The sequence below is a fragment of the Pseudomonas sp. FBCC-B1667 genome, assembly GCF_059133255.1.
Window position 1 is genome coordinate 4,119,722 of sequence record NZ_CP101437.1, and the last position, 22,322, is coordinate 4,142,043.

Below are 22,322 nucleotides of genomic sequence, written 5' to 3' on the forward strand. Positions count from 1 at the left end.
GATCTGCGCTGAACACAAAACCTGTGGGAGCGGGCTTGCTCCGGGCGGCGTTCCGACGATGAGGCCAGCCCGGTCACCCCAGAAACTGGAGGATCAACCAGGAGTTCGCCCCACTGATCACCACAAACAACCCCCACGCCAACACCCGCGTCGGCCAGCGATTCACAAACGTCCCCATCAGCGCGTGATCGCTGGTCATGCGAATCAACGGGTACAACGCAAACGGCAATTGCAAACTCAACACCACCTGGCTCAACACCAGCAACTTGCCAATCGCACTGTCGCCCATCAGCCACACCCCGATGAACGCGGGAATCAGCGCCAGCCCACGGGTGATCAAACGCCGTTGCCAGCACGGAATCCGCAGGTTCAGGAAGCCTTCCATGATCACCTGCCCGGCGATGGTCCCGGTAAAGGTCGAACTCTGCCCCGACGCCAGTAACGCCACGCCGAACAACACGCTCGCCAACGCCCCGCCCACCAGTGGATCCAGCAAGTGGTAGGCGTCCTGGATGTCCACCACATCGGTGTGCCCGGTCTTGTGGAACGCGGCCGCCGCGAGAATCAGGATCGCCGCATTGACCAGCAGCGCCAACGCCAGCGAGCCGATGGTATCGATCCGCGCCAGGTTCACTGCATCCTGCTTGCTGGCCAGGTCCTTGCCTATTAATCGGGTCTGCACAATCGAGGTGTGCAAGTACAGGTTATGCGGCATCACCGTGGCCCCGAGAATGCCGATGGCCAAATACAGCGGAGCGGCATTGCCAATCGCGGACAGTGACGGCGTAAAGCCGCGCGCCACGTCCGGCCAGTAAGGTTTGATCAGCAGCAATTCGACGAAAAAACACACGCCGATGGTGCCCACCAGCACCAGCATGATCGCTTCCAGACGACGGAAACCACGGTTTTGCAGGGCCAGCACCAGCAGCGTGTCGAACGCCGTCAGGGCAATGCCGAACGTCAGTGAACACCCGAGCAATAGATGAAACGCCAACGCACAACCAAGCACTTCGGCAAGGTCGGTTGCGATGATCGAGATTTCCGCCAACGCCCACTGCGTGCGTGCCGTGCGCGTGCTGTAGCGCTCGCGGGACAATTGCGCCAGGTCGCGCCCGGTGGCAATGCCCAGGCGCGAACACAGGCACTGGATCACCATCCCCGCCAGACTCGCCAGCAACACCACAAACAACAGGCTGTAACCAAAGCGCGAACCGGCCTCGATGGCGGTCGCCCAGTTGCCCGGGTCCATGTAGCCGATGGACACCAGCAAGCCAGGACCGGCAAAACGCAGCAGTCGCTTGAAGAATGAGGCGCGAGGATCAACGGCCACGCTGCCCGCCACTTCCGGCGGGCAAAACGGCGCAGTGGCAACGTTGGGCAAAGTGAATTTCACACAAACATCCGTCGACAGGTCTAAAAGCGCAGCTTAGAGGTTTCAGGCCATGCGCCCAAGGGGCAACTACCCATGTATCAGGCGCCGTGGCGGCGGAAGAACAAGGTCACCTGGCCCAGCTCAACACCGAACTTGGTCATGGCTGAGCGGTTGGCCATGGTGTTTTCGTCCAGCAAGTACATCCAGTCATCGAAATGCACCTGGTAGACCTTGTCGTCCACCGGCAGGCTGAGTTCATAGCGCCAGTGCAGCGCGTTGCCGGCAACCTCACCGTGGGACTCGCCGACCACATCACCGGCCGTACCACGCCAACGGCCAGGGCCGTCTGGGTACAGCGTCCAGACTCGGGTCTGCCGGGTGCCATCGCTGTAGGTAAAGGCTTCATGCATGATCAGGTTCTGGCCGTCCATTCGGCTGTCGATCAGCACATGGAAGCGCTTGATCACCTCGCCCGAGCGCTTCTGGAACATTCCCCAGCCATCCACTCGCCCGACGAAGAAGCCGGGTAGATCGAGCTTGGGGTTTTGCTCGCTGTAGCGCTGCACATCGACGCCGCAACCGGCCAGGCAGACGCACAACACCAGCAGCAGATTCTTCAGCATGTCATGCACCTCAAGGCTTGGCGGTGCCCAGCAACTGCTGGCGCAACTCGGGATTACGTGTACGTGGGTCGAGCCAGATATCGAAAAAGGCCCGGGCGAATTGAGGGTCTTTCACTTCGTGTTGCGGCTGCTGGCCGACAAAGAACCGCGCACCCTGCCCAGGCAAATAAACGCCGGTAATGCGGGTGCCGGCTTTTACATCGACGAACGACTGTTGCATCTGCACCTTCCAGCGTTCGAGTTGCTCAGTGCTGACCGAGGCGCCGGACAACCGCTTGATTTCATCGACACTGGCCTGTACCAGATCATCTCGGGAAATGCTGCGCTGATAGATCAGTTCCAGGGCAAACGGCTGGTCGGGCGACAAGGGACGGCCCGCACTCCAGAGCCGAGCGTTGTAAACATCGAACCCGAACACCCGAAACTCGCCGGTGCCGATGATCTGCGCGCCGGGCAATGCCTCCTGCCAATTGGCCAAGACCTGGGTGCCTGCCAATCCCAGCAACAACACACCATGACGCAGGCGTAATCGGAGTCTGTTCATCGCGTTCTTTTCACCTTGGGCACCTGCTAAAAACTTATACGCAAAGAATTGTTTTGTACAATTATTTGCGCGGTACGCTTTGTATACAAAATCTCCTCATTCCTAGAGCAATCCTGCGGCCGCAGTGCTAACGTTTAGCGCCCCACTCAGGTCGGAGACGCGTGCGTGCTGATGCTCAAACTGTTGGTGATTCCAGGATTTCTGTTGCTGATTTCCCTGGCCGGTAAACGCTGGGGCCCCAGCGTGGCCGGCTGGCTGTCCGGGTTGCCGGTGGTGGTCGGGCCGATTCTGTTGTTCCTCGCCATCGAGCAGGGCGAAGTGTTTGCCGCCCAATCGGCGACCGCTGCGTTGTCGGCAATGTTCGCGATGATTGCCTTCTGCGTGACCTATGCCCAAGTGGCCCAGCGCACCCGTTGGCCGTTGGCGCTGGTGGTGTCGCTGTCCGTCTGGGCCTTGGCGGCGGTCATTCTGTCGTTGATTCCGCCGTCCCTGGTGTTTTCGGTCATCGCCGCTGCGACTGCGCTGCTCGCCGCGCCTTACCTGTTCCCCAAGGTGCAGCCGCTGGTGTCCGGCCCGGCACCGAAGTCCGATAAATTGCTGCTGCGCATGATTGCCGGCGCCCTGCTCACCCTCGCGGTCACGCTCCTGGCCAGCACCGTCGGCGAACGCTGGAGTGGCTTGCTCGCGGTGTTCCCGGTATTGGGCAGCGTGATGGCGGTGTTCTCCCAGCAAACCCGTGGCCCGGCGTTTACCGCCGCCTTGCTGCGGGCCACGGCCACGGGCATGTATTCGTTCGCGGCGTTTTGCCTGGTGTTGGCGATAGCATTGCCGCACATGGGGTTGACTGCGTTTGCCCTCGGTGTCGCGGTGTCCGTGGCGATGCTGGGGGTCACCCGGCAATTGCTGGCACGCCCGGTCAAGTCGACGACCGAGCCTGGACGATCCGCGATCAACCGCTAAGCTCCTTTACAGCTGCGGGCCAGGATGTCGCCCGTTCACCGTGCTGAAGGACCAGACATGAATCACGCCACGCTTCCCGTGCGCACTGCCCGTTCAGCCACCGCCATTGGCGTGATTGCCATATTCCTCTGGTCTTGCCTGGCGCTGCTGACCACCCTCACCCAAGGTATCCCGCCCTTTGAGCTGATGACACTCGGGTTCGGCGTGGCGTTCGTGGCGAGCGTGGTCATTCTGGGGCGACACGGCGTCCCCGGCTTCAGCAGCTGGCGACAACCCTGGGCCGTTTGGGCAACCGGGTTCAGCGGGATTTTCGTCTATCACGCGCTGTATTTTTTCGCGCTCAAAGCTGCGCCAGCGGCCGAGGCAAGCCTGATCAACTACCTCTGGCCGCTGTTGCTGGTGCTGCTATCGGCATTCTCCGCCGGGGAAAAACTGCACAAGCGGCAAATGCTCGGCGCGCTGCTGGGGCTCGCCGGCACGGCGTTCATCATGCAGCAACACGCACCGGTGGCGGGTGCGGCGATGCCGGTGGCCGGGTATCTCGCGGCGTTTGGCTGTGCGCTGATCTGGGCCGTTTATTCGGTGTTCAATCGACGCTTCAGCGAAGTGCCCAGCAGCACCATCGGTGGCGTTTGCGGCCTGGTGGCCGTCGGCGGGCTGGTCTGCCATCGACTGTTTGAAACCACGGTCTGGCCGGATGCCGGTCAATGGGCCGCCATCATCTGCCTGGGCCTGGGACCGGTGGGCCTGGCGTTTTTGGCCTGGGACCATGCCACCAAGCACGGCAATCTGGCGACGTTGGGAGCGCTGTCCTACCTGGCGCCGCTGATTTCCACTCTGCTGTTGATCACCGTGGGCGACAGCCAGGCGGGTCCGATCCTGATCGTGCCCGCACTGTTGATCATCGGTGGCGCGGTGATTGCCACCACGCGATTCTCCGAAAAGGCTGTCGCGACACGTTCGATAACATCGAACGAGTAAAGCAATAACCTCGCACGTCAATCGAACGGGTTTCCTTCAACATCAGCCTCAGTTCACAACCCACCCGACTGAGGCCTACACCATGAAATTCTTTTTCCACCCTTCGCCAAACCCGATGAAAGTTGCCTTGCTGCTTGAAGAACTGCAAACGCCGTACGAATTGATCGGCGTCGATACTTTCAAGGGCGAGCAACACCTGCCAGCCTTTTTGGCGATCAACCCGAACGCCAAGGTTCCAGCACTCGTTGACGGCGACGCCACGGTATTCGACTCCCAGGCCATCTTGCTGCACCTGGCGCAAAAACATCAGCGCTTCGTGCCGACCACGGCTGCCGGCAGTGCCGAACTGTTGTCGTGGCTGATGTTCATCGCCACCGGCCTGTCGCCGTTCTCGGGTCAAGCCGTGCACTTCCTGCACCACGCGCCGGAAGACCTGGCTTATGCGAAAAACCGCTACCTGAAAGAAGTGGAACGTCATTACCGCGTACTCGACCAACGTCTGGCCGATCATCAATACCTGGCCGGCGACACCTACAGCATCGCCGACATGGCGCTTTGGGGCTGGGCCAACTACGCGCCGTACATCCTCGGCGAGAACGGCCTGGCGGCGTACCCGAACGTCAAGCGCCTGTTCGATGAAATCAGTGCCCGCCCGGCCGCTCAGCGTGCCCACGGTTTGAAAGAGAAGCTGGTGCTCAAGGCCGAGTTCGACGAAGAAACCCGTCGCAACCTGTTCCCGCAGAACCAGGCCTGACGTTCCAGATAGCAGTTATCCGTCGCGCCGCTGGGTGTAAACCGTTGCCGCGCTGGAATGCTTCACAAACTCCATGGGATGATCGCCCTCAAAGCGCGATCATCCCTGGAGTTTTTTGCATGTCACTGTTAAGTAAAAAAGCCGCTGTCCTGTTGCTGACGGCGGTTGCCAGTCTGAGCGCGTTGAATGCACAGGCCGCCAAGGCCACGGCCACCGCTCCTTCGTCCTCGCAGAAAGTCTCGATGCTGGGCGGCAAATTCACCTTCTCCCTGCCCAAAGGCTTCACCGCCAACACGCTGCCAACCAGCCCGTCTGGCGCCAGCGGCACCATGTACACCAATGAAACGACCAAGACCGTGGTGATCGCCGCTGAAAACAATCTGCCGGCAGACGTCACCGTCAAAGACAACGACAGCGCATTTCTCGATGGTACGGCCGCCGATTTCGAAGCCGCACAACTCAAAGCCCTGCCGGACTTCAACAAACTCAGTGAAAAAAGCCTGACGCAAAAAGCGTCAGGCCTGGGATTGCGTCAGGTTGACAGCACCGCCACGCAGGGTGGCGGCATGACCCTCAACACCACGCTGATGGCGGCGTCCGGCAACCGCATGGCGGTGGTTCAGGTGATTTCCCGTCCGGGTGACATGGCCGCGCACGAAACGCTGATCAAACAAATCGTCACCGGTAAATAAGCCTCAAGGATTGAGGCGCTGCAGCCAGGCGTTCAAATCTGCAATTTCGGCTTCGCTGATGTTATGACCCAGTCCTTCGTAGCCATGAAACTCAGGCTTGAGGGACAGGCTCTTCAGCAGGTTGTCGGCGTCCGTACCGTCCTTGTACGGCAGGCGGTTGTCCTCTTTGCCATGACCGATGAAGATCGCCAGTTTCTGGCGACTTTCATCCGGTTTGAGTGCGGATTTGAGCACCGGCAGAATCCGCCCGCTCAACGCCGCAATCCCGCCGACCGCCTCGGGGTGACGCAGCCCCACTTCGTAGGACATGATCGCGCCTTGGCTGAACCCCACCAGAAACACCTTGTCCGGTTCGGTGTGATATTTCCTCGCCGCCTGGGCGATGAACTGCAGCAACACCTGGCCGCTGGTCTTCAGGTCACCCGTCTTGCCGTTATAGGCGCCCTCGCCCTTCTTGGTAAACCACTGGTAGCTGCCCTCCTCCAGGGTCATCGGCGCCCGCACCGACAGGTAGGTGTAAGTCGCGGGCAGATCATCCTTGATACCGAACAGGTCCTGCTCGTTGCTGCCGTAACCGTGGAGGAAAATCACCAGTGGCTGGTGTTGCGACTCGGGGTTGGCTTGTTCCAGATACTTGAGGGGGAGATCGGTTTGCAGCGGGGTTTGAGCATGGACTGTGGCGGATGCCAGAAACGTCAGCATGGCGAGAAATTTCAACATTGGCCTTCCTTTACAGGGAACAGGATTCGGGGGTGAGCCTAGCACTGTGAGCCCTGCCGGGGAATTTCGGGTGTTGCTGATGCCGCCTTCGCGAGCAGGCTCCCACAGTTGAAATGCATTCCCTTGTGGGAGCGAGCCTGCTCGCGAAGAGGCCCGATGAGGCATCAGAGAATCCGGATCAGTCGTTGATCAGTTTCCCAACCCGAATCGGCTCACGCCCCGCCACTTTCGCCTGCCATGTCCCCGGCTGTGTATACCGCCCGCGATCAATCGCAAACAACACGCCGCTGGTTCCGGCGCACACGGTGGTCGCCCGATCATTCAACGGGTCGACCACTTCAAACAGTGCATCGCCCCGCTCCACCCATTCACCGGCATCGCGCAGGAAACTCACCACCCCGTGATGCGGCGCGAACAGGTACTCGGTGCCTTCGAACGGCATGCCTTCACAGCATTCACTCGGTGCCGCCGGCCAGTCGCCCTTGATAAAACCCTGCTCAGCCAGGAAGCCGAGGATAGCCTCGCAGTTGGCCTGCGCCTGATCCACCCGCGTGTCACCCATGCTGCCCAACTCGAGCGTCGTCGCCAGGTTGGCCGGGGGAATGGCGGCGTCAGGAAACGCCCGCGCCAGGCGCAACCACGGAGAAGAACAGGATTCATCGAACGAGCTGCCGCCGGAATCTTCACACAACAACGCCACGCCAGCCCTCAGCCGCGCGGCCAGAGATTGCCACTGCGGCCAGTGCTGCGGCAAAGCATAAATATGAATCGCCGCGTCGAAATCGCAATGCAGATCGAGGGTGATGTCGGCATCGCACGCATGGCGCAACAGCAAGCGGTGCATGGCTTCCAGTTGTGAAGCCGGTGCCGGCAAGTCATCAAGCACCTGGCCCATGGTGTGGCGAATCAGGGCGATGTTGGCCTGCGCATCGTCGCCTAATTGGTCACCGATCAACGCGGCCACCGGTGCGCTGAGTTCGACAAACGAACGGTTGAAATTCTTGCCGCTACCGAGTTCGAAGCGGCCCATGTGGCTGCCTTGCAGGTGCTGATCCAGACCGATCGGGTTGGCCACCGGCACCAGTTCGATCATGCCTTGCAGTTGGCCTTGGGTGTCGAGTTCGGCCAGGCGCTTTTTCAATTCCCACGCTGTGCGCATGCCCGGCAGTTCGTCCGCATGCAGGCTGGCCTGGATGTAGACCTTGCGCGTGCCCGCGCCGTAGCGAAATACGCTAAGGGTACGTTCGGTGCCCAGGTGGCTCCAGGGCAGTGAATGGTCGATGCGTTGCATGGATAAACTCCTGAAGTCCGGACAGTGAGATCCCCCTGCAGGGTTCTCTGTTGCTAGAAAGAGTGCACAAAAAAAATGGCAACCGCGTCAACGGTTGCCACTTTTTTGAACGGCGTGATTACTCGCCGTAAACGTCAAACTTGAAGTACTTGTCCTGCACTTGCTTGTACTTGCCGTTGGCGCGAATTTCGGTGATAGCCGCGTTGAACTGCTCGGCCAGGGCGGTATCGCCCTTGCGCACGGCAATGCCGGCGCCGCCACCGAAGTACTTCGGATCGTTGTACTCAGGGCCTACGAAGGCAAAACCTTTACCGGCGTCGGTTTTCAGGAAACCGTCGTCCAGGTTGACCGAGTCGGCCAGCAGCGCATCAACGCGGCCAGAGACCATATCGAGGTTGGCTTCCTGCTGGGAACCGTAGCGAACCAGCTGGATGCCGGCCGGCACCAGCACTTCAGTGGCGAAGCGGTCGTGGGTACTGGCGCGCAGCACACCGACTTTCTTGCCTTTGAGATCGGTCAGCGGATCCTTGACGTCGGTGCCTTCCTTCATCACGAAGCGCGCCGGGGTGTGGTAGTACTTGATGGTGAAATCGACGTTCTTCTTACGGTCGTCAGTGATGGTCATGGACGACAGGATCGCGTCGATTTTCTTCACTTTCAGTGCCGGGATCAGGCCGTCGAATTCCTGCTCGACCCACGTACATTTCACTTTCATCTGCTCGCACAGCGCATCGCCGATGTCCACGTCGAAACCGGTCAGTTTGCCGTCAGGGGTTTTCATCGAGAATGGCGGATAACCGGCTTCAATACCGATGCGGATCGGCTTGGCTTCATCCGCCACAGCGGTCAGGGACAACATCGACAGTGCCAGGGCACCGAACATCACTAGCTTTTTCATTTATAACTCCCGTGTGCGGAGACTTTTATTGGCAGCTTACGATTGACTTTCGGCCGGTGAAAACCGAAGAGGCCGGCAGTCTAGAGTGGCTTCAAATGGGCAAATTGTGTTTAAGCGACGAATACTTATAGAAAAGTGGCTCACCTGGCAGTGTCCCTTGAAGTGTGCGCCACAGCGGTGCACAGACTGTAGGACAAGCCGCTTTTTCAGACAAAACCTACGCGCAATAACGACAGAGAAATCCTGATGCCATCACTGAACTTGATCCAGCACCACCCCGCCGAAGGGCCCGGTGCGATTGCCGACTGGGCCACGTCCCGAGGGTTGACGCTGAACGTCTTTCGCGCCGACCTTGGCCAGTTGCCGCCGGTGAGTGCCGCGGCGGTGATTGTGTTGGGTGGGCCATACGAATCCAATGCCGGGCCGGTCTGGCTGGAATCCGAACGGCAGTGGTTGGCGGGCAGCCTGGATCAGGGCGCCCCGGTGTTTGCGATTTGCCTGGGGGCGCAGTTGCTGGCGTTGAGTCTGGGCGGACAGGTACGGCGGATGGATCAAACCGAAACCGGCTGGACCGAGGTGAGGCTTGCCGATGGCCAGCGGTTGAAGGTGCTGGAGTGGCACGAAGACGCGATTAATCTGCCACCTGGCGCGCAATTGCTCGCCAGCAGCGCGCAATGCGAACAGCAGATGTATCGCGTGGGCTCGACGCGGGTGGGGCTGCAGTTCCATCCGGAGTGGAATGCCGCGTCGGTGGCGAGGCTCAATGAACACTTTGGTGAGGCGTCGCCGTTGCCTCGAGGCGAACAGGACAGCGCCGCCTACACCGCCGTTTATGACTGGTTGCAGGCGACGCTGGATGAATGGTGGACCGCTTCGTCAGCTATGCGCCACGATTGATCAACATTCACACCCTATAGCGGTCGAGGCTGGCCGCTGCGCCACCGCGCTCAACTCAAACCCTTCATCCAGCCACCCCGTCACCCCGCCGATCATTTCCTTGACCGGGTAACCCAGCGCCGCGAGTTTTACGGCGGCCTTGTTGGCGCCGTTGCAATGCGGACCTGCACAATAGACCACGAATAGACTGCTTTTCGGGTAAACCGCCAGGCCTTCAGCGGTCAGCAATCGCCCCGGAATGTTGATCGCGCCCGGCACATGACCGCGCTCGAACGCCAGCGGACCGCGCACATCCACCAGCACAAAATCCACCTCGCCGGCCTGCTGACTGGCGTTAACGTCGGAACAGTCGGTTTCGAACGTCAGACGGTTGCTGAAATGCATCAGGGCGATGGCCGAAGGGGCGGCGGGGATTTCGCGAACCAGGCTCGTCATGTTCTGTACTCCATGGTGTGTGTGGGCTTGAGAAGACTTTATCCGCCCGCCACTTGCCGCTACAGTGGCGCACAAGATACTCACCGGGAACTTTACGCCAAATGCAGCCTGACCCTGGCTTGGTCGCGATTCTGGCCTATGACGGCCTGTGTACTTTCGAATTCGGCATCGCGGTGGAGATCTTTGGCCTGGCGCGGCCCGAGTTCGACTTCCCGTGGTACGAACACCGGATTGTCGCCGTGGACCAAGGCCCGATGCGCGCCATGGGCGGCATTCAAGTACTGGCCGATGGCGGCATGGAACTGCTCGAAGACGCCCGGACCATCATTATTCCCGGCTGGCGCGACCGCAGCGCCCCGGTGCCCGAACACTTGCTCGACGCCTTGCGCAAGGCCCATGCCCGAGGCGCACGATTGCTGTCGATCTGCTCCGGGGTGTTTGTGCTGGCGGCGACCGGACTGCTGGACGGACGCGGCGCAACCACGCATTGGCGTTACACCTCTGAACTGGCGGAGCGTTTTCCGCACATTTTGGTGGACCCAGAGGTGTTGTATGTCGATTCCGGTCAACTGATCACCTCAGCCGGCAGCGCGGCGGGGATCGATGCCTGCCTGCACCTGGTGGCGCGGGATTTCGGCACGCAAGTGGCGAACACGGTAGCGCGACGGCTGGTGATGTCGCCGCAACGCACCGGTGGCCAGGCGCAGTTTATTCCGACGCCGGTCAGTCCGACACCGCGCAGCGATGTGTCACGCGTCATGCAATGGGCGCGGGAGCGCTTGCATCAACCGCTGGAAGTTCGTGAACTGGCGAGCGAGGCGGCGATGAGTGAACGGACGTTCTTGCGCCGTTTTACCGAAGCCACCGGGTTGCCGCCCAAAGCCTGGCTGCAGCATGAGCGATTGGCGCGGGCCCGGGAGTTGCTGGAGAGCACCGGGCAGAATACGGATCAGATTGCCGAGCAGTGCGGGTATCGGTCGGTGGAGAGTTTTCGGGTGGCGTTTCGGGGGCTGGTGGGGGTGCCGCCGTCGGTGTATCGGGAGCGGTTTGGGCGTGCGGTCAAAGTTGATGATTCAAGGTGACTTTGAGGCCCCCTCAAACACCGCTGACCTCAAGGCTTACGCAGCAGGTAGGTATCCATGATCCACCCATGCGCCAATCGAGCCGTCTTGCGCACCCGTTCAATCTCATCCGCGACCTCTTCAAGCTTGCCGCTGATCAAAATCTCATCCGGCGTGCCCAAATAAGCCCCCCAGTAAATCTCGGTCTGCGAATCCGCCACCTGACGGTAGGCATCCTGCGCATCCAGCATCACCACCAGACTGTCCGCCCCACTCACCTGCCCCACCGCCAACCGGCGCCCGGTGGTGATTTCAATGGAGCGACCAATGCGATTGAGCGGCACTTTATGCTGCGCCGCCAACGCCTGGACGCTGGTGATGCCGGGGATCACCTCGAACTCGAACACACAGCGCCCCGTCGCCAGGATCGCCTGCAAAATCCTGATCGTGCTGTCGTACAACGCCGGATCACCCCACACCAGGAAACCGGCGCACTGCTCGTCAGTCATTTCCTCGTTGATCAGCCGTTCGAAGGTCAACTGCTTGGCAAGGTTGAGGTCTGCGACACTGGTCGTGTAGTCCACCTCACCGCGCTTACGCTCGGGGCTGTGGGCTTCGACGAAGTGATAATCGTGATCGGTGATGTAGCGCTCGCAGATTTCCCGGCGCAGGTCGATCAGTGAATCTTTGTCCTGGCCCTTGTCCATCAGGAAAAACACATCGACGAGGTTCAGCGCCTTCACGGCCTGTATCGTGACGTAGTCAGGGTTGCCGGCGCCGATGCCGATGACCAACAGTTTTCTCATCACAGCACTCCCTGGGCATCCGTGCCGAGCAAGCGCAGACGCCAGCGGCCGGTGAACCGCAACTCGATGGCCGACAACGGTTCAACGTCGATCTGGTTGAACGCCGCCCCCTGCAATACCTGGGTGAGCGCAGCGCGAATGACAAACGGATGGGTGACCGCAACAACATGCCCCGCAGTTGCCTCAAGGGTGTGCAGCCACTGCGCCACGCGCTGACCCAGTTGCGCCACCGACTCACCGCCATGGGGCGCCGAGGTCGGGTCTTCGAGCCAGGCCTGGAGCGCTTCGGGTTGTGACGTTTGCAGGTCATCAACGCGCAAGCCCTGCCACTGTCCGAAGTCGCAATCACTCAATGCGGTGACCACTTCAACTTCATCGCCAAACAGTGCGGCCGTTTGTCGGGTCCGCAATTCCGGCCCGGAGAGTAAACGTGGCGTCCCTTTGAACGCGTGACGACGCGAACCCTTCGCTGATTGCCAATCCATTTCCAACGGTTCGTTCGTAGGAAAATACGCCAATTTCTGTGCGACGGTTCGAGCGTGACAGATCAAGGTTAAACGGGTTGTTTGCACGGATAAACACCCTTGCGATCAAACGGAAAACGGCAACGCGCCGACGATATTCGCCAGATTGTGCCGCAAGAAGGTCGGTTCATGGCGTTTCATTTCAACCAGTCCACACCGCTTGCCCGTCTGATGGAGCTGGGTAATTCGGCAATTTCCGACACGGATTCTGGCGATTGCCTACAAGTGCTGTCGAATTCCATGTAGCTCCTTTAACACGCGGTTTACGCCCTGTTTTCGGGCTCAAAAAAGGCGTGGAAAAATTCACTAGACTTGTAGGCTCGGCTACATAAATACTGCTTCGCAATTTGTGGAATGAAACCGATACCGCCATCCAGCAGGAGCCCGGATGCCCACCTTCAGAGACCTGATCACCGACGCCGGCCTGGAGCTGACGTCGTCGGCACGCAAGGTCACATGCGCCTTGCCGGCCCCGTACCGGCGCAACGGGCTCGGCCCGACACCAAGGCTGGCGGAACGTGCCGGTGTCCACGATTTCAACCTCGTGCGGCGGGCTAAAGCACACGGTTTCAGCGGTTTTGCCAATTTCCAGAATGCGTTACCCGGTGATCGAGTCCACCGTTTGCACGCGGCCCGCCCTCCCTTGCCACCACGCACCCACCTGCAACAAGTCCATCTGCGCAGGCCCCGCCTGTTTACGCGCCCTCCCCGCGCCAAAGCCTTGGGACGGGTCTATTTCTTTTTGCTCATCAAAACCGGCCCCCCTACGATGCTGTCCGAGTCGAGCAACGGCTGAAGATAAAAAGGGCAGCGTCTGACAACAAATCAGGCGATCGCTGCTTTAACACGTGGAAACCGACAGTGATAGTCAGGTTCGGAGCACATCGCCGAACCCTTTGATACAGGAGTATATCCATGCTGGTCTTACGCCCAGTCGAGTTAACCGACCTGCCCCAGTTGCAACAACTGGCGCGCGACAGCCTGGTGGGCGTCACATCGTTGCCGGACGACACCGAACGCCTGCGCCTGCGGATTCTCGATTCCTGCGCCTCATTCGAAAAAGACGTTGAGGCACATGGCCCGGAGAATTACTTTTTCGTGCTGGAGGACCTGACGGTCGAGCGCCTGATGGGTTGTTCGGAGCTCCTGGCCACCGCCGGGTTCAACGAGCCGTTCTACAGCTTGCGCAACCGTCATTTCAACAGTGCCTCCCGGGAACTCAACATCGAACATGGCGTGCCGGCGCTGTCGCTGTGCCAGGACCTCAACGGTCACACCTTGCTTCGCGGCTTTCATATCGATACCGCGCTGGTGCGCACTGCATTTTCGGAGTTGCTGTCACGGGCACGGCTGTTATTCATCGCCGCCCATCCGCAGCGTTTTGCCGACGCGGTAATCACTGAAATCGTCGGCTACAGCAGCGATGAGGGACAATCACCCTTCTGGGATGCGGTGGGCAAACACTTTTTCGACCTGCCTTACACCGAGGCCGAACGGCTGTGCGGCCTGGAAACCCGGACCTTCCTCGCCGAGCTGATGCCGCAATACCCGATTTACGTGCCGATGCTGCCCCAGGGGGCACAAGACTGCATTGGCCGGATTCATCCGGACGGCCAGGAGGCCTTCGATATTCTTGAACGCGAAGGCTTTGAAACCAACAGCTACATCGACCTGTTCGATGGTGGCCCGACCTTGTATGCGCGCACCTCGAACGTGCATTCCATCGCCCAAAGCGAGACAGCCAAGGTGCAGGCCAGTCCGTCCATCGATGCGCGGGGTCGCTATCTGGTCAGCAACGATGCGCTCAAGGACTATCGGGCAGTCGTCGCCGAACTGGATGTGGTATCCGGACAACCGGTGCGGTTGAGCGCCGATCTGTGCGCAGCCCTCAACGTGACCGATGGCAGCCCGATCCGGCTGATCGCCCTCTGAGCATCACTTGGCCCCGTGCCCAACGACAGCGCCCGAACTGGCGCGAAGAAGGAGCTGCATCATGATTGTCCGCCCGGTTCGAGTCACCGACCTCCCCGCCCTGATGGACCTGGTGCAACAGGCCACCCCCGGGTTTACCACCCTGCCGGTCAACGAGGATCGTCTGGCACACCGGGTGCGCTGGGCTCAGCGGACGTTCGCCGAACAGGTGGAGCGTGCGGATGCCGATTATCTATTTGTGCTGGAGGATGACGATCAGCAAGTGGTCGGCGTCAGTGCAATGGCCGGGGCCGTGGGCTTGCGTGAACCCTGGTACAACTATCGGGTGGGTCTCACGGTCAGTTCATCGCCTGACCTGGGGATCCAGCGGCAGATTCCGACCTTGTTTCTGAACAATGAAATGACCGGCCAATCGGAACTCTGCTCGCTGTTCCTGCGCCACGATCAACGCCGGGGTACAAACGGTCGCTTACTGTCGCTGGGGCGTCTGCTGTTCGTCGCCGAGTTTCCGCAGCTGTTCGGCGACAAACTCATCGCCGAACTGCGTGGCAGTGCCGACGAGAACGGTTGTTCACCGTTCTGGGACAGCCTGGGCCGGCACTTCTTCAAAAAGGCATTCAGCCACGCCGACCACCTGTCGGGTCTGGGCAACAAATCCTTCATCGCCGAACTGATGCCGCGCCAACCGCTTTACACCTGCCTGTTGACTGAGCAGGCCCAGGCGGTGATCGGCATCGCGCACCCGAACACCGAACCGGCGATGAAAATCCTGAACGCCGAGGGTTTTGCCCACCAGGGTTACATCGACATCTTCGACGCCGGGCCGGTGATTGAAGCGCCGGTGGCGAAAATCCGCACCGTGCGCGACAGCCAGGCGCTGGTACTGGCCATTGGCACACTCGACGAACAGGCACCCGTGTGGTTGATCCACAACCGCCGCCTGGAAAACTGCCGCATCACCGTCGCCAAGGCGCGCATGGTCGGCAACAGCCTGGTGGTCGACCGACTCACCGCCAAACGCCTGCAACTGCAACCCGGCAATTCGGTGCGCGCCGTGCATTTACTCAGTCAACAACGGCAGGCTGTTGCTGCCTGATCGACAAGCCCCCTCGCCACAGGCCCAATCCTGCGCCCTGTACAAATTCGTCATCATCTTCTTCTCGTCCGCGTGATAGCCTTTTGTTCCTTCGGCGTTGACACTTTTGCTCAAGCCCTTCCATTCCAATTGCAGTGGTGGAACTCGTATGACCAGGCTTTCCCATCAAGATTTGCGCCGTAACTTTCGCGAACTGTTCGCTTCCAACACCTGCTATCACACGGCATCGGTCTTCGATCCCATGTCGGCCCGCATTGCGGCTGACCTGGGTTTTGAAGTGGGGATTCTGGGTGGCTCCGTTGCATCGTTACAGGTCTTGGGCGCCCCCGACTTCGCGTTGATCACCCTCAGCGAATTCGCCGAACAGGCCACGCGCATTGGCCGTGTCGCTCAATTGCCGGTCATCGCCGACGCCGACCATGGCTACGGCAACGCGCTCAACGTGATGCGCACCATTGTCGAACTCGAACGCGCCGGCATCGCCGCGCTGACCATCGAAGACACCCTGTTGCCGGCGCAGTTCGGCCGTAAGTCCACCGACCTGATCGGGGTTGCGGAAGGGGTCGGCAAGATCCGCGCCGCGCTGGAAGCCCGGGTTGATTCGGAAATGGCGATCATCGCCCGCACCAACGCCGGCATCCTGCCCATCCAGGAAATCATCAGCCGCACCCAGCAGTATCAAGCTGCCGGCGCGGACGGGATCTGCATGGTGGGCGTGCAGGACTTCGATCAACTGGAAAAAATCGCCGAACACCTCAGCGTGCCACTGATGCTGGTCACCTACGGCAACCCGGCACTGCGCGACGACAAACGCCTGGCCGAACTGGGCGTGCGGGTGACCATTGATGGGCATGGCGCTTACTTTGCGGCCATCAAGGCGACTTACGACAGCTTGCGCGAGCAGCGGCAGATCTTTACCCAGGCCTCGGACTTGAGTGCTACGGAGCTGACGCATACGTATACGCAGCCCGAGGATTACATTCGTTGGGCGCAAGAGTTTATGCGTGTAAAGGAGTGACGGTTCGGGCGGTTTAGTTGGAGTGCCCGTTACGACGCCATCGTGAGCAAGCTCGCACATTTGGATTGTGTCTTGGCTGACAGGTTGTCGAAGCCGTCTCTGCCCCCGAACAAAAGAAAAATACTGATGAACCCCATTGTGGAATCAACCGCTACTACCCCCGCTGAGGCGTGTCACCGGGAAGAAAATGACAGGCATAAAAAAACGCCAGACCCGTTAGGATCTGGCGTTTCTTGAAGATGGCAGGGGCGGCTGGATTTGAACCAACGCATGGCAGGATCAAAACCTGCTGCCTTACCGCTTGGCGACGCCCCTGTAGCACTTGCTACGTGTGGCCGGGAATTTAACAACTTTCACGCCGTCCGGGAAGCCCCTCCTTAAAATATTTTTCTTCTAAAACAGCCACTTAACATTAATCGATTGCAGATACAACGGGCGCCGCTGCAGATTACCCCCGTGGCTGATGACTGGTCACGCAGTGAATGCCGCCGCCGCCGGCCGAGATGGCATCGATATTGAGTTGCACCACCTCGCGATCCGGATAAAGTTCAGACAGCAGCTCGAAGGCCTTGGTATCAGCCGCTTTGTCGCCGAACTCAGGCGCGATGACTGCCCCGTTGATCACGAAGTAGTTGATGTAACCGGCCGCGAAGTCCGGATTGTTCTTGTTGAACTTGCTTTTGCGCGGGTACAGCGGTGGCGACACGGTATGCACTTGCAGCTGTCGGCCGTCGGCGTCCGTGGCGCTTTTCAGAATCTCCAGGTGCGCCAACGTGACTTTGCGATCGTAGGACTCGGGGTCGTTGTCGAGGTTGGCGATGACCACGCCCGGCTTGACGAATCGGGCGTAGAAATCGACATGGGCATCGGTGATGTCTTTGCCTTTAATCCCCGGCAGCCAGATGATTTTGCGCAAACCGAGACGCTCCTTCATTTCTTGCTCGACCTCGGCCTTGCTCCAGTCCGGGTTGCGGTTGGCGTTGATCCAGCTGCTTTCGGTCATGATCCCGGTGCCGTGACCATCCACTTCGATGCCGCCGCCCTCGCCCACCAGTTCGGTGCGCAGGTAACTGACCTCTGCGTTTTCGGCGACGAGACCGGCCAGTTTCGCGTCCTTGGTGTGCTGCTGTTTGTTGCCCCAACCGTTGAAGTTGAAGTCTACAGCGCCCAGCCCGCCATCCCCGTCAATGACGAAGTTGGCGCCGATGTCGCGCATCCAGATGTCGTCGAGCTGGGTGGTGACATAGGTGATGTTGGCCGTACCGCACAGCTCTTCGGCCAGGCTCCTTTCGTTGCTGCGGCAGAACACCGTGACCGGTTCATAGCGAGCGATGGTGCGTGCGATCAAGCCAAGGGCCTCTTGCACATCGGCGGTGAAGTCCTCCCAGATCGCGTCCTGTGCGCCAAAAGCGATGAAGGCCCGTTGGTGTTTATCGCCTTCATCCGGCATGAACCACGGCCCCCGCGTGGCGGCGTGTACCCAGCCCATGGACGCGGCAGCGCCCAGACCTGCGACCACGCAGACTTGTTTGATGAACTCGCGGCGCGTCGACATGTGTGAATCCTTGAATAGCTGTTCGTTGTTGCTTGATGGGTGAAGGCCGGCACCGGGTGCCGGCCGAACGTCACTGGGCAGTGGCGGTCTTGAACTTGGTCCAGGTGCGCATCCGCGCTCGCATATCCGCTTGAGGAATATCTTTGCCTGGAATCAGCCGTGCATAGGTGGCATCGTCGAGGTAGATGTCCGGGTTATTGCGCATGGCCGCATCGACGCTCGGTCGTGCCTTGGCGTTGGACGTAGGGTAGCCGGTGAAGTTGCTGATCGCGGCCATGTTCTCCGGGCGCATGACGAAGTTGATGAACGCATAGGCGTACTCCGGGTGTTTGGCGTCGACCGGAATCGCCATGGTGTCCATCCACACCGTGGTGCCTTCACGAGGAACGCGGTATTGGAACGTGGTTTTCTTGCCGGCTGAGTCCGACGTCCGCTGCGCTTGGGTCATGTCGCCGCTGTAGCCGAGCGACAGGCACAGGTTGCCATTGACCAGATCAGTCACTGGCTGCGACTGGAACTTGCGAATGTGCGGCCGCAGTTTCATCAGCAGGTCACTGGCGGCAGCCAGGTCCGCGGGTTTGGCGCTGCGTGGATCCTTGCCCAGATAGTTGAGCACCACCGCCAGCACTTCGTCCGGCGAATCGATCATCGAGATCCCGCAGTCGGCAAACCGCGCGGCCAGTTCCGGTTTGAACAACATGTCCAGGCTGTTGACCGGCGCGTCCGGCATGCGCTGCTTGATCTGCTCGGCGTTATAGGTCAGGCCGATGGTGCCCCAGGTATAGGGAACGGTGGCCTTGCTCGAATGCTCATAGTGCGAACGCAGCTTCTGCAAACCGGGTTCGACGTCATCCATCTCAGTGAGTTTTGACGGATCCAGTGCTTGCAGGCTGCCGGCGCGCATCAAGCGCTCGGCGACCGTATCACCGGGGAAAATCAGGTCGTAACCGCTGCCGCCGGCGAGCATCTTGGCTTCCAGGGTTTCACTACCGTCCATCACGTCGTAGATCACTTTGATCCCGGTTTCAGCGGTGAACTGGCTGAGCGTGTCCTCGGCAAAATAATCAGCCCAGTTATATAGCCGCAGGGTTTTCTCTTCGGCGTGCAGCGACGGTATCGCGCAGCACAGGGCCAGGCTCAAGGCCCCGAGCAAGCGTTTGTTGGCAATGTGCATGTCAAACCCCTTGAGCATTCCAGCGAGCATTGAGGTGACGGCCATCCTGGCTCAACAACGCTGCGTACATGTCCGGACGGCGATCGCGATAAATGCCCCAGCTCAAACGCTCTTCGCGCATGGCGGCCAGGTCCAGGGTGTGGACCAACACGCCGGTGCTGTCGCGGTCGGCTTCAGCGAGCAACTTGCCTTTGTGGTTACAGATAAAGGACGAACCGTAGAAGCTCATTTGCAGCTCGGGATCGGTGGTCGCCACTTCGCGGCCGACACGGTTGGCGGCCACCACCGGCAGGATGTTGGCCGCTGCATGGCCGCGCATGGTCATTTGCCAGTGATCCCGCGAATCCAGCGCGGCGCAGCCTGGCTCAGAGCCGATGGCCGTAGGAAACAGCAAGACTTCGGCGCCCATCAACGCCAGGCAGCGGGCGGTCTCGGGGAACCACTGATCCCAGCAGATCCCCACGCCGAGGCGCCCGAACGCAGTGTCCCAGACTCGAAAACCGGTATCGCCGGGGCTGAAATATTCTTTCTCTTGATAGCCGATGGCGTTGGGAATGTGCGTCTTGCGATACACGCCCAGCAGGCGCCCGTCGGCGTCGGCCACGCTCAAGGAATTGAAGTACGCGTTGCCAGCCTTTTCGAACCAGCTCAGCGGCAACACCACACCCAATTCCCTGGCCAGCGCGGCGAAGCGCTTGAGCACTGAGCTGTCGCTATATTCTTCAGCCAGCGCCAGATGTTTGTGGCTTTGCTCGATGCAAAAGTACGGTGTGGCAAACAGCTCCTGCAGCAGGATCACCTGCGCGCCTTTGGCCGCCGCATCTCGCACCAATTGCTCGGCCAGATCGAGGTTGTTTTTCAAGTCCCAGGTGCAGGGCATTTGCGTGGTGGCAATCGTCAGAAGCGTCATCAGATCAACCCTCCACCGGCCACGCCGGCTGCTGTTGGGTGATGCAATGCACCCCGCCGCCGCCATGGGCCAGATGATTGATCCGCACCGGCACCACTTCACGTCCGGAAAACGCCTGGCGCAGTACATCCGCCGCATCATCGTCGGCGTCGATGCCATAAGCCGGCATGATGATCGCGCCGTTGGCAATGTAGAAATTGGTGTAGGAAGCGCAGAAGACGTCGGCGTCGGTGTCGACGGCGTCGGTGGCTTCGTACAACTCGATCATTTCGAATTTACGCCCGTGGGCATCGCTGGCCAGTTCCAGGGCGCGACGGTTTTCGCGCACCACGTCGGCATACACCGAGCCTTGGTCGCGGGTGGCGTCGACCAACAACACACCCGGACGCGCAAACGCACACACGCCGTCGACGTGACCATCGGTCATGTCACCGGTCACGTAGTCCGGATCACCCGGCAGCCAGATGGTTTTCTTCACGCCCAGCAACCGCGTGAAAATCTCTTCCATCTCGGACTTGCTCATGCCCGGATTGCGATTGGGGTTGAGCAGTACCGATTCGGTGGTGATCAACGTGCCCTCGCCATCGACATGGATCGCGCCGCCTTCGTTGCTCAACGGTGTGCCAAAGCACGGCAAGCCCAGATGATTGAGCGCACGGCGCGCCAGGCTTTCGTCCAGCTCATGCGCCGACTTGCCGCCCCACGCGTTGAAGCGCCAGCTCACCCCGGCCATGCCGAGTTGCGGGTGGCAGACGAAGCTTGGGCCGGAATCGCGGCACCAACTGTCGTTCACCGCCAACGGGATCAGCTCGATGTTCGGCCCGCACAAGGCTTTGGCACTGGCGACAGCAGACGGGTCGACGACCATTTTTACCGGTTCGAAACGGGCAATGGCGTTGGCCACACGCGCGAAATCCTCTTGCACCAGCGGCAGTGTGACGTGCCAACCCGACTCCCAGAGTGCCTGGTTGTGCGGCCACACCATCCAGGTCGCGGCATGGCGAACCCACTCCGCCGGCATCCACCAACCACTGTTTTGAATTTCCTGCTGCTGCTTGACCTGCTGCATGATAAAAAGCCCTTTTAGTTAAGCCATTGTGTTCAATGAAAACTGCCTTGGCGGTCTTGGCATGCATGCTACGGCTGGAAAAACGGGCGAACAAACGATGGATTTTGCGCAGAAGTGATTAGGAGAACTTATCAATGCTCAAGCACTGGCCACCCCTCAGCACCCTTCGCGGCTTTGAAGCTGCGGCCCGTTTGGGCAGTTTTCACAAGGCCGCCGACGAGCTGAACCTCACCCAGTCGGCCATCAGTCAGCAGATCCGCAGCCTTGAGGCCTATCTGGAGCAGCCGCTGTTCTTTCGCAGCGGCCGCAGCGTCGCCCTGACCGACGCCGGCCACGATTTGCTCAGCACCACCCAGGCGCTGCTGCAACAATTGGCGGTCGGCATTCGCCGTCTCGGGCAATACCAGAAGCCCAATCAACTGGTGCTCAACACCACGCCGGCGTTCGCCCGTCACTGGCTGCTGCCTCGGCTGGGGGATTTCCGTGCTCAGCATCCGGAGGTGGACCTGTGGATCTACAGCACCGATGAAGTGCCGGACATGACCACCCAGACCATCGACATTGCAGTGCGCGATGACATCAGTTCCCAGGCGGAGTGCAGCTTCAAGGTGCTGCACGCCGACCGACTGTTCCCGGCGTGTCATCCACGCCAGTTGGCGCTGCCGAGCGAACGCCGCACCACCCTGCACGGCGAGCGGGAAATGGACTGGAGTCATTGGGCGGTGGAAGCCGGTATCGACGTGGGCCAGCAGGATCAGGGACTGAACTTCTCCGATCCCGGTTTGCTGCTGGACGCGGCGTGCGCGGGGCTGGGTATTGCGTTGGTGAGTCAGTTATTGAGTCAAAAGGCGTGCAGTGACGGGTTGTTGCAGCCGTTGGTGGAGCAAACCATTCGCGGGCCGAACTGGGCGGTGTTGACGCATCGGGACAGTGAGAGCAGTGCGAGGGGGTTTAGTGAGTGGTTGGTCCGGCATCTGGAGGTATCGGGGGTGATGACGTAACGATGTTGG

Annotated in this window: 24 protein-coding genes and 1 tRNA gene; 11 read left to right on the top strand and 14 right to left on the bottom strand. The window is 60.2% G+C overall.

Features of this window, described 5'->3' with window-relative positions:
* Positions 1-73: 73 nt before the first annotated feature.
* The 3 genes from NL116_RS19010 to NL116_RS19020 all read right to left on the bottom strand — a co-directional run bounded on the left by NL116_RS19010 (position 74) and on the right by NL116_RS19020 (position 2,539).
* Entirely contained in the window at positions 74-1,393 is a 1,320-nt protein-coding gene (locus NL116_RS19010) for an Nramp family divalent metal transporter (RefSeq protein WP_494373536.1), read from the bottom strand.
* 77 nt (positions 1,394-1,470) lie between these two features.
* A complete protein-coding gene (locus tag NL116_RS19015) occupies positions 1,471-1,995 on the bottom strand; it encodes a DUF3833 domain-containing protein (protein ID WP_494373537.1) in 525 nt (174 codons plus the stop codon).
* 10 nt (positions 1,996-2,005) lie between these two features.
* Positions 2,006-2,539 (bottom strand): chalcone isomerase family protein, encoded by a 534-nt coding sequence (locus tag NL116_RS19020; protein ID WP_494373538.1) that lies wholly within the window; start codon positions 2,537-2,539, stop codon positions 2,006-2,008.
* Positions 2,540-2,704: 165 nt separating this feature from the next.
* Here NL116_RS19020 and NL116_RS19025 point away from each other — a divergent pair, with 165 nt between their 5' ends.
* The 4 genes from NL116_RS19025 to NL116_RS19040 all read left to right on the top strand — a co-directional run bounded on the left by NL116_RS19025 (position 2,705) and on the right by NL116_RS19040 (position 5,926).
* The gene (locus tag NL116_RS19025; protein WP_494373539.1) at positions 2,705-3,499 is read left to right on the top strand and encodes a hypothetical protein; all 795 of its coding nucleotides are present in this window, start codon (positions 2,705-2,707) and stop codon (positions 3,497-3,499) included.
* Between the two features lie 57 nt (positions 3,500-3,556).
* Positions 3,557-4,480 carry an aromatic amino acid exporter YddG gene (gene yddG, locus NL116_RS19030; protein WP_494373540.1) on the top strand — a complete coding sequence of 308 codons (924 nt, stop codon included), beginning with the start codon at positions 3,557-3,559 and terminating at the stop codon, positions 4,478-4,480.
* Positions 4,481-4,562: 82 nt separating this feature from the next.
* Positions 4,563-5,234 (top strand): glutathione S-transferase family protein, encoded by a 672-nt coding sequence (locus tag NL116_RS19035; protein ID WP_494373541.1) that lies wholly within the window; start codon positions 4,563-4,565, stop codon positions 5,232-5,234.
* Positions 5,235-5,353: 119 nt separating this feature from the next.
* The gene (locus NL116_RS19040; protein WP_494373542.1) at positions 5,354-5,926 is read left to right on the top strand and encodes a DcrB/PsbP domain-containing protein; all 573 of its coding nucleotides are present in this window, start codon (positions 5,354-5,356) and stop codon (positions 5,924-5,926) included.
* A gap of 3 nt (positions 5,927-5,929) precedes the next feature.
* Here the strand turns inward: NL116_RS19040 and NL116_RS19045 are convergent, their stop codons facing one another.
* The 3 genes from NL116_RS19045 to NL116_RS19055 form a co-directional block, all read right to left on the bottom strand.
* The gene (locus tag NL116_RS19045; protein WP_494373543.1) at positions 5,930-6,646 is read right to left on the bottom strand and encodes an alpha/beta hydrolase; all 717 of its coding nucleotides are present in this window, start codon (positions 6,644-6,646) and stop codon (positions 5,930-5,932) included.
* 178 nt (positions 6,647-6,824) lie between these two features.
* Entirely contained in the window at positions 6,825-7,937 is a 1,113-nt protein-coding gene (locus NL116_RS19050; protein WP_494373544.1) for a succinylglutamate desuccinylase/aspartoacylase family protein, read from the bottom strand.
* A gap of 118 nt (positions 7,938-8,055) precedes the next feature.
* On the bottom strand, positions 8,056-8,835 hold the full coding sequence (locus tag NL116_RS19055; RefSeq protein ID WP_494373545.1) for an ABC transporter substrate-binding protein: 780 nt from the start codon (positions 8,833-8,835) through the stop codon (positions 8,056-8,058).
* 246 nt (positions 8,836-9,081) lie between these two features.
* On the opposite strand from NL116_RS19055, the gene NL116_RS19060 reads away from it, so the two are divergent.
* Positions 9,082-9,732, top strand: a complete 651-nt coding sequence (locus tag NL116_RS19060; RefSeq protein WP_494373546.1) for a type 1 glutamine amidotransferase — start codon at positions 9,082-9,084, stop codon at positions 9,730-9,732.
* Here the strand turns inward: NL116_RS19060 and NL116_RS19065 are convergent, their stop codons facing one another.
* On the bottom strand, positions 9,733-10,167 hold the full coding sequence (locus NL116_RS19065) for a rhodanese-like domain-containing protein (protein ID WP_494373547.1): 435 nt from the start codon (positions 10,165-10,167) through the stop codon (positions 9,733-9,735).
* 101 nt (positions 10,168-10,268) lie between these two features.
* On the opposite strand from NL116_RS19065, the gene ftrA reads away from it, so the two are divergent.
* On the top strand, positions 10,269-11,249 hold the full coding sequence (gene ftrA / locus NL116_RS19070; protein ID WP_494373548.1) for a transcriptional regulator FtrA: 981 nt from the start codon (positions 10,269-10,271) through the stop codon (positions 11,247-11,249).
* A gap of 29 nt (positions 11,250-11,278) precedes the next feature.
* Here ftrA and cobF read toward each other — a convergent pair whose 3' ends face one another.
* Positions 11,279-12,034: a precorrin-6A synthase (deacetylating) gene (gene cobF, locus NL116_RS19075; RefSeq protein WP_494373549.1), complete on the bottom strand. Its 756-nt coding sequence runs from the start codon at positions 12,032-12,034 to the stop codon at positions 11,279-11,281.
* Positions 12,034-12,606, bottom strand: coding sequence for a histidine phosphatase family protein (locus tag NL116_RS19080; RefSeq protein ID WP_494373550.1), 573 nt, complete (start codon positions 12,604-12,606; stop codon positions 12,034-12,036). Before NL116_RS19080 ends, cobF begins: the two co-directional genes overlap by 1 nt.
* Positions 12,607-12,946: 340 nt before the next feature.
* On the opposite strand from NL116_RS19080, the gene NL116_RS19085 reads away from it, so the two are divergent.
* The 4 genes from NL116_RS19085 (at position 12,947) to NL116_RS19100 (ending at position 16,604) form a co-directional block, all read left to right on the top strand.
* Positions 12,947-13,354: a hypothetical protein gene (locus NL116_RS19085; protein ID WP_494373551.1), complete on the top strand. Its 408-nt coding sequence runs from the start codon at positions 12,947-12,949 to the stop codon at positions 13,352-13,354.
* A 119-nt stretch (positions 13,355-13,473) separates the two neighbouring features.
* Positions 13,474-14,490, top strand: a complete 1,017-nt coding sequence (locus NL116_RS19090; RefSeq protein WP_494373552.1) for an arginine N-succinyltransferase — start codon at positions 13,474-13,476, stop codon at positions 14,488-14,490.
* A 61-nt stretch (positions 14,491-14,551) separates the two neighbouring features.
* A complete protein-coding gene (astA, locus tag NL116_RS19095) occupies positions 14,552-15,586 on the top strand; it encodes an arginine N-succinyltransferase (RefSeq protein WP_494373553.1) in 1,035 nt (344 codons plus the stop codon).
* Between the two features lie 148 nt (positions 15,587-15,734).
* Positions 15,735-16,604, top strand: a complete 870-nt coding sequence (locus NL116_RS19100; RefSeq protein WP_494373554.1) for an isocitrate lyase/PEP mutase family protein — start codon at positions 15,735-15,737, stop codon at positions 16,602-16,604.
* A 240-nt stretch (positions 16,605-16,844) separates the two neighbouring features.
* Here the strand turns inward: NL116_RS19100 and NL116_RS19105 are convergent.
* From NL116_RS19105 to NL116_RS19125, 5 genes are all read right to left on the bottom strand, one after another.
* Positions 16,845-16,919: transfer RNA gene (locus NL116_RS19105), tRNA-Gln, on the bottom strand.
* A 133-nt stretch (positions 16,920-17,052) separates the two neighbouring features.
* Entirely contained in the window at positions 17,053-18,159 is a 1,107-nt protein-coding gene (locus NL116_RS19110; protein WP_494373555.1) for an agmatine deiminase family protein, read from the bottom strand.
* Positions 18,160-18,229: 70 nt separating this feature from the next.
* A complete protein-coding gene (locus NL116_RS19115) occupies positions 18,230-19,333 on the bottom strand; it encodes an extracellular solute-binding protein (protein WP_494373556.1) in 1,104 nt (367 codons plus the stop codon).
* A 1-nt stretch (position 19,334) separates the two neighbouring features.
* Positions 19,335-20,243 carry an N-carbamoylputrescine amidase gene (gene aguB / locus NL116_RS19120; RefSeq protein ID WP_494373557.1) on the bottom strand — a complete coding sequence of 303 codons (909 nt, stop codon included), beginning with the start codon at positions 20,241-20,243 and terminating at the stop codon, positions 19,335-19,337.
* 4 nt (positions 20,244-20,247) lie between these two features.
* Positions 20,248-21,312 carry an agmatine deiminase family protein gene (locus NL116_RS19125; RefSeq protein WP_494373558.1) on the bottom strand — a complete coding sequence of 355 codons (1,065 nt, stop codon included), beginning with the start codon at positions 21,310-21,312 and terminating at the stop codon, positions 20,248-20,250.
* 134 nt (positions 21,313-21,446) lie between these two features.
* On the opposite strand from NL116_RS19125, the gene NL116_RS19130 reads away from it, so the two are divergent.
* Positions 21,447-22,313: a LysR family transcriptional regulator gene (locus NL116_RS19130; protein WP_494373559.1), complete on the top strand. Its 867-nt coding sequence runs from the start codon at positions 21,447-21,449 to the stop codon at positions 22,311-22,313.
* Positions 22,314-22,322: the final 9 nt, after the last annotated feature.